The sequence below is a fragment of the Micromonospora sp. NPDC047753 genome, assembly GCF_040642735.1.
In the GTDB taxonomy this organism is placed as follows: Bacteria; Actinomycetota; Actinomycetes; order Mycobacteriales; family Micromonosporaceae; genus Micromonospora.
On the sequence record NZ_JBEYSL010000398.1, the window covers coordinates 1 to 6,346 of the forward strand.

Annotated in this window: 5 protein-coding genes and 1 pseudogene; 2 read left to right on the forward strand and 4 right to left on the reverse strand. The window is 74.1% G+C overall.

Going from position 1 to position 6,346, the window contains the following annotated elements:
* Together ABZ749_RS26530 and ABZ749_RS26535 are read left to right on the forward strand one after the other, a co-directional pair.
* Positions 1-184 (forward strand): annotated as a pseudogene (locus ABZ749_RS26530) (hypothetical protein); the annotation flags it as partial.
* Positions 185-266: 82 nt separating this feature from the next.
* On the forward strand, positions 267-1,157 hold the full coding sequence (locus ABZ749_RS26535) for a septum formation family protein (RefSeq protein ID WP_357232590.1): 891 nt from the start codon (positions 267-269) through the stop codon (positions 1,155-1,157).
* A gap of 79 nt (positions 1,158-1,236) precedes the next feature.
* Here ABZ749_RS26535 and ABZ749_RS26540 read toward each other — a convergent pair whose 3' ends face one another.
* The 4 genes from ABZ749_RS26540 to ABZ749_RS26555 form a co-directional block, all read right to left on the reverse strand.
* A complete protein-coding gene (locus ABZ749_RS26540; protein WP_357232581.1) occupies positions 1,237-2,673 on the reverse strand; it encodes a transcription antitermination factor NusB in 1,437 nt (478 codons plus the stop codon).
* Positions 2,670-3,596, reverse strand: coding sequence for a methionyl-tRNA formyltransferase (fmt, locus tag ABZ749_RS26545; RefSeq protein ID WP_357232584.1), 927 nt, complete (start codon positions 3,594-3,596; stop codon positions 2,670-2,672). Before fmt ends, ABZ749_RS26540 begins: the two co-directional genes overlap by 4 nt.
* A 5-nt stretch (positions 3,597-3,601) precedes the next feature.
* Positions 3,602-4,159, reverse strand: a complete 558-nt coding sequence (gene def / locus ABZ749_RS26550) for a peptide deformylase (RefSeq protein WP_357189739.1) — start codon at positions 4,157-4,159, stop codon at positions 3,602-3,604.
* A gap of 85 nt (positions 4,160-4,244) precedes the next feature.
* Positions 4,245-6,346: tetratricopeptide repeat protein (locus tag ABZ749_RS26555; protein WP_357232587.1), on the reverse strand; the 2,102-nt coding region annotated here is incomplete at its 5' end.

Here is a 6,346-nt window from a genome sequence, read left to right on the forward strand (position 1 = left end):
CGCCGGCCGGTTCGTCGTACCGGCCGGTCGGCGACGGGCTGTCGCCGGGTCCATCTACTATCCGCCGTCGCAGCGGGAGTGGGAGGAGGGCGACCGTGGGGTGCGCTGTTTCCTGTGGAGCGACGACCGCAAACTCACCCGCTCGATGCGCGACGTCGGCCCGGAGGGACTGCCCGCGATCTGAGCATCGGTGCCGTATGCTGCTGCGCCGTGGCGCAATCGACCGGCTGGGTCCGGTCGGGGGCCAGCAGCGGCGGGAGGTCGGGATGCGACGGTGGTTGGCGGCGTTCGCCGGGGGTGGGGCGCTGGCCCTGGCGCTGACCGGGTGCGGTGCACCCGCCGGAGTCGACAGTGACCTCACCGACGACTGGCCGGCGCCCGTCGCGGCGCAGCAGTTCGTCCCCTCCGCCGACGTCTGCCACCAGAGCTCCCAGCAGGTCGGCTTCCTGACCGGCTACAACCCGACGGCGTGCACCGAGGCGCACCGGGTGGAGACCATGCACGTGGGCACCCTCACCGGTCCGGGCGCCGAGGCCGGCACGCCCCCGCAGCCCGGCTCGGCCGGCATGCGGGCCGCGCAGACCGGGTGCGACACGGCGGTCAACAAGGCGGTGGGGGCCGACTGGCGTTCCGGGCGGCTCGGCCTGACTGTCGTCCTGCCGTCGCCGCAGGCCTGGTCGGGCGGGGCCCGCTGGTACCGCTGCGACGTCACCGAGATCGCCAGCATCGACGACACCGCTGTCGACCTGCGCACCGGCAGCCTCCGGGGCGCACTGTCCGGGGCGGCCCCGCTGGCGTACCGCTGCTTCAACCCGAAGCTGGTCAAGGACGACATCGACGAGATGCTGCCGGTTTCCTGCACGGCCAAGCACCACGCCGAGTTCGTCGGGGTGTGGCAGGCGCCGGACACCAGCTACGCCGAGTTCACCCGCGGCACCAAGCGGACCCACCGGGCCTGCCAGACGATGATCGCCAAGTACGCCAAGGTCCCGGACAACTCCCAGCTCGACTTCCGCGCCGGCACGATCTACTACCAGCCGTACGAGGAAGAATGGCGCAACGGGAACCGGGGCGTGCAGTGCTTCCTCTGGATCTCCGACCGGAACCTGACCCGCTCGATGAAGAACGCCGGCACCAAGGGCCTCCCGGTCACCTAGGCCTGCGGAAGCCCGGTCGCGCAGAGCGTGAGCGCACGCGTCCGGCCGATCGGCTGACCGGCCGGACGCGTGGAACGGATCAGCCTCGGCGCAGGACGGCGAGGAACATCGCGTCGGTGCCGTGGCGGTGTGGCCAGAGCTGCACTGTCGGCCCGTCACCGAGACCGGGCATGCCGGCCGGCAGCAGCGGGCGGGCGTCCACGAAGTCCACCGGAACCCCGCTACGGCGGGCCGCCTCGGTCACCGTCACGTGCGTCTCGACGGTGTGCGGCGAACAGGTCACATAGGCGACCAGGCCACCCGGGCGGACCGCCCGCAGCGCCGCGCCGAGCAGTTCCCGTTGCAGCCGGGTCAGCGGCGGCAGATCGGACGGCTGGCGACGCCAGCGTGACTCCGGCCGACGACGCAGCGACCCCAGTCCGGTACACGGCGCGTCGACCAGCACCCGGTCGAAGTGCTGCTCCGGCAGTTTCGGGTCGCCACCGACCTCACGGCCGTCCATGGTCAGCACGGCCACCGGCAGGTCCCGGGTCGCCAGGGAGACCAGCCGAGCGCGGTGCTCGGCCACCTCCACAGCGGTCACCCGGGCACCCCGCTGCGCGGCCAGCGCGCCGAGCAACCCGGCCTTGCCACCCGGGCCGGCGCACAGGTCCAGCCAACGTCCGTCCGGGCCGTCCAGCGGCGCGTCGGCGAGCGCGGCGGCCACCAACTGGGAGCCCTCGTCCTGGACGTGGGCCCTGCCGTCGACCACCGCCGGGATGTCGCCGGGCGAGCCGCCGGGAAGATAGACGGCGTACGGCGAGAAAGCACCGGGCGCACCGCCGACCTGGTCGGCCAACTCGACCGGGTCGATCAGGCCGGGCCGGGCGGCCAGGTGCACCGGCGGGCGCTCATTGTCCTCGATCAGGAGGCGCTCCGTCTCACCCAGATCGCCACCGAGCGCCTCGGAGAAGGCCCGCACGATCCACTGCGGGTGGCTGTACGCCAACGCGAGGTGCCCGACCGGGTCGGTCTCCCTCGGCGGTGCGAGCTTCGCCACCCAGGCGTCCGCGTCACGGCTGGACACCTCGCGCAGCACCGCGTTGGCGAAACCGGTAGCGCCCGGTGCGACCGAACGGACCAGGTCCACAGTCGACGAGACCGCGGCGTGCGGCGGCACCCGGGTGTGCAGGAGCTGGTATGCCCCGAGCCGCAGCGCGTCGCGTACCGGCGGGTCGATCCGGGCCACGTCCCGGCCGGCCGCGTCGGTCAGGATCGCGTCCAACGTGCCCAGGTGGCGCAGGGTGCCGTAGGTCAGCTCGGTGGCGAAGGCCGCGTCCCGACCGAACAGCCCCTCCTCCCGCAGGATGATGGGCAGCACCAGGTTGGCGAACGCGTCGTCCCGGTGCACCGCCGCCACCGCCTCGTACGCGGCGCGGCGCGGTCGGTCCATCGGTGGCCGAACCGGGCGGCGGTCCCCGCCACGGCCGGTCGACGGGCCGGAGCGCGTCGGTCGGGTTCCCTCCGGTGCCGTCACGCGAAGTCCTCTCCAGTGCCGACCCGGACGCCGCGCGCCCAGTCGGTCGCGTTCATCGCCCGCTTGCCCGCGGCGCGGACCTCGCCGAGACGTACCGGCACCGTGGCCGTGCCGGCCAGCACCCGGGACTTCTCCACCAGCAACTCCCCCGGCTTGAGCTCGGGGCCGTCGGGCACCGGGACGACCGGGCCGAGCTTCACCCGCTCGTCGCGGAACGTCGTCCAGCCGCCCGGCGCGGGCGTGCAGGCCCGGATCCGCCGGTCCACGGCGAAGGCCGGGTCGCTCCAGCGCACCCGCGCGTCGTCCACTGTCAGCTTCGGCGCCAGCGACACCCCGTCGGCCGGCTGCGGCTCGGCGCGGGCGGTGCCGTCGTCGATCGCGTCGAGCACCGCCACCAGCAGCCCGGCGCCCGAATCGGCGAGCCTTCCCAGCAGGTCGCCGGAGGTGTCGGTGGCGCGGATCTCGTCGGTCAGCGTGCCGTAGACCGGGCCGGTGTCCAGGCCCTCCTCCAGCTGGAAGACGCTGGCCCCGGTCAGCTCGTCACCGTGCAGCACGGCGTGCTGCACGGGCGCGGCACCACGCCAGGCGGGCAACAGGGAGAAGTGCAGGTTGATCCAGCCGTGCCGGGGGATCTCCAGGGCCGCCGGCGGCACCAGCGCGCCGTAGGCGACCACCGGCACGCAGGCCGGCTCCAGCTCGCGAAGCCGGTCGAGGAACTCCGGGTCGCGGGGACGGGCCGGGGTGAGCACCTCGACGCCGTGCTCGTCGGCCCACGCGCCGACCGGGGAGCGGGACAGGCCCCGTCCACGCCCGGCGGGCGCGTCGGGCCGGGTGACAACGGCCACCAGCTCGTGTCGGGAGGCGGCGACGGCGGCCAGGGCGGGAACGGCGACGGCCGGCGTACCGGCGAAGATCACGCGCATCCGGGTCAGCGCCCCAGACCGAACGGGTCGCTGATGTGCGGGCTGAGCTTGACCGTGGGCGGGGCCGCCGCGTCGTACCACTCGGCCTGGCGGATCGCCTTCATGGCTTCCTTGCGCCCCTCCGGGTCCAGTCGATCCAGGAAGAGCACCCCGTCGAGGTGATCGGTCTCGTGCTGCACGCAGCGCGCCATCAGGCCGGTGCCGACGATCTGCATCGGGTCGCCGAACGAGCTGAAGCCCTTGGCGATGACGTTCTGCCGACGCTTGGTGTCGAAGTAGAGCCCGGGGATGGACAGACAGCCCTCAGGGCCGTCCTGCTCCTCCTCGTCGGGGAACTCCAGCACCGGGTTGATCAGGTGCCCGAGGACGTCGTCGACGTCGAAGGTGAACACCCGCAGGCTCACACCGAGCTGCGGCGCGGCCAGGCCGGCGCCGTTCTGCTCACGCATCGTGTCGGTGAGGTCGGCGACGAGCCGACGTAGCTCGGCGTCGAAGTCGACCACCGGATCGGCCGGCGTGCGCAGCACCGGATCCCCAAACAGACGGATGGGCTGGACGGTCACGCGGGACGGCTCCTTCTTCGGGTGGACGAGCGGTGCCGTACCAGTCTACGGAGTGCCCGGCCGGACACCGGGCGGCGCACCTCGCTCAACCACCGCCGGTGTGCCCAGCGTCACCGACGGACTGCCCGGCCAACAACTCCCGCACCCGCTCGGCGTCCGGGTGGCCGAGATCGTCGAGGATGACCAGGGCCCGCCGCCAGGTACGCGCGGCACCGGCCGCGTCCCCCACCGCCTGCCGACTCTCGCCGAGCCGGGACAGGGTGTCCGCCTCGTCGTAGCGGTCGCTGACCCGCCGGTACAGCCCGAGGGCCCGCTGGAAACAGCGGATCGCCGCCGGGTGGTCAGCCAGTCGGGCGTGGATGAAGCCGAGGCTGTCCCAGGTGTTCGCCTCGCCGTGCCGGTCCCCTGTCGTCCGCAGCAGCGCCAACGCCTCCCGGCAGTGCCCGAGCGCCGGCTCGTACCGGCCGAGCTGGGCGTACGCCCACCCCACCGCGTTGCGGGCGCTGGCCTCCCCGGCGACGTGCCCGGCGGCCCGGTACAGCGCCAGGGCCCGCTCGCTCTGCTCCAGGGACTCGGCGTGCCGGCCGAGCCCGTCGAGCATCGCGCCGAACGCCCGGTGGGTGCGCGCCTGCCCGGTGTGGTCGGTCAGCTCCGCGAAGATCGCCAGGGCCTGCCGGTAGTTCCTCGCCGCCTCGTTCACCCGGCCCAGCCGGGACAGCACCCTGGCGAGGTCGCGGTGGGCGTTCGCCTGCCCGGGTCGGTCGCCGGCCCGCTGCGCCCCGGCCAGGGCGTTGCGCTGGGCCACGGCCAGGTCCGGCCACCGCCCCCGGCGTTGCAGGAAGTCCACCAGTGTCCAGGCCAGCTGCCACGCGTGACCGTCGAACCCGGTCCGCCTCGCGTGGGCGACCGCCGCGAGCAGCACCGGATACTCGACGCTGAACCAGGCGAGCGCCTGACCGAGGTCGGTGATCTCCTCGGGCAGCACACCCGGCGCGGCGGCGGTGAGGGTGACCGGGTCCCGACCCGGTTGCAGCAGCAGTGCCGCCGCGTGGGCGGTGTGCAGGTAGTGGTCCAGCCCACGCCGGGTCGCGGCCCGCCGGGCCTGCTCCGGTTCGAGACGCTCGACCTGCTCGGCCGCGTACGCCCGGAGCAGGTCGTGTGCGCCGAACCGACCGGGGGCGTGCTCGGTGACGAGGTGCGCGTGGGCCAGTTCGGCCAGCAGTCGGGGCACCTGGGCCCGGGGCAGCCCGGCCAGACTGGCCGCCGCGGCGAACCCGATGTCCGGTCCGGGATGGCAGCCGAAGAGCCGGAACAGGCGCGCCGCCGCCGGGGTCAGGCTCTGGTACGACCAGGAGAAGACGGCCTGCACGTCGGTGCCGGCGTCCCCTCCGTCGAACGAGTCGAGTGGTCGCGGCGCCGCCCGCAGTTCGGCGGCGAGGGTGGCCAGCGGGAACGTCGGCTTCTCCGCACCTCTCGCGGCGAGCACGGCCAGCGCCAGCGGCAGCCGCGCACACCGCTCGATGATCTCGTCCACCGCCTGCGGCTCGGCCGCCAACCGGTCAGTGCCGAGCCGCCGGGCCAACAGTTGCCAGGCCTCGGCGGTGCTGAGCAGGTCGACGCCGATCGGCCGGGCGCCCTCGGCCGCGATCAGCCCGGCGAGCCGGTTGCGGCTTGTCACCAGGACCAGGCAGTTCGGGCTGCCGACCAGCAGGGGTCGGATCTGGTCGGCGTCGCGGGCGTTGTCCAGCAGCACCAGCATCCGGCGTCCGGCGAGCAGGCTGCGGTACAGGCCCACCTGCGCGGGCAGGTGGGTGGGGATGCGTTCGGGCGGTACCTCGAGGGCCTCCAGGAAACCTCGGACCGCCTCGACGGCCGTCACCACCGATCCGGTGGCGTCGAACCCGCGCAGGTCGACGTAGAGCTGGCCGTCCGGGAAGCGGTCGGCGACCCGGTGCGCGAAGGTGACAGCGAGGGTCGTCTTGCCGACCCCGGCCGTACCGGACAACGTCATGACGGTGACCGATGCCATGCCGTCGTTCCCGGGTGCCACGGCGCGGGCGCATTCGGCCTCGAGCTGGGCGAGTTGGGTCGCCCGCCCGACGAACCCGGGCAGCGCCGGGGGCAGCTGGCGGGGTATCGGGAACCGGGGGGACGTGGTGCCGGCGCGCGGGCCGCCGACCCCGGCCC

Coding starts and splice junctions, on each gene's coding strand:
- ABZ749_RS26535 (WP_357232590.1), top strand. CDS start 267: ATGCGACGGTGGTTGGCGGCGTTCGCCGGGGGTGGGGCGCTGGCCCTG.
- fmt (WP_357232584.1), bottom strand. CDS start 3,596: ATGCGCGTGATCTTCGCCGGTACGCCGGCCGTCGCCGTTCCCGCCCTG.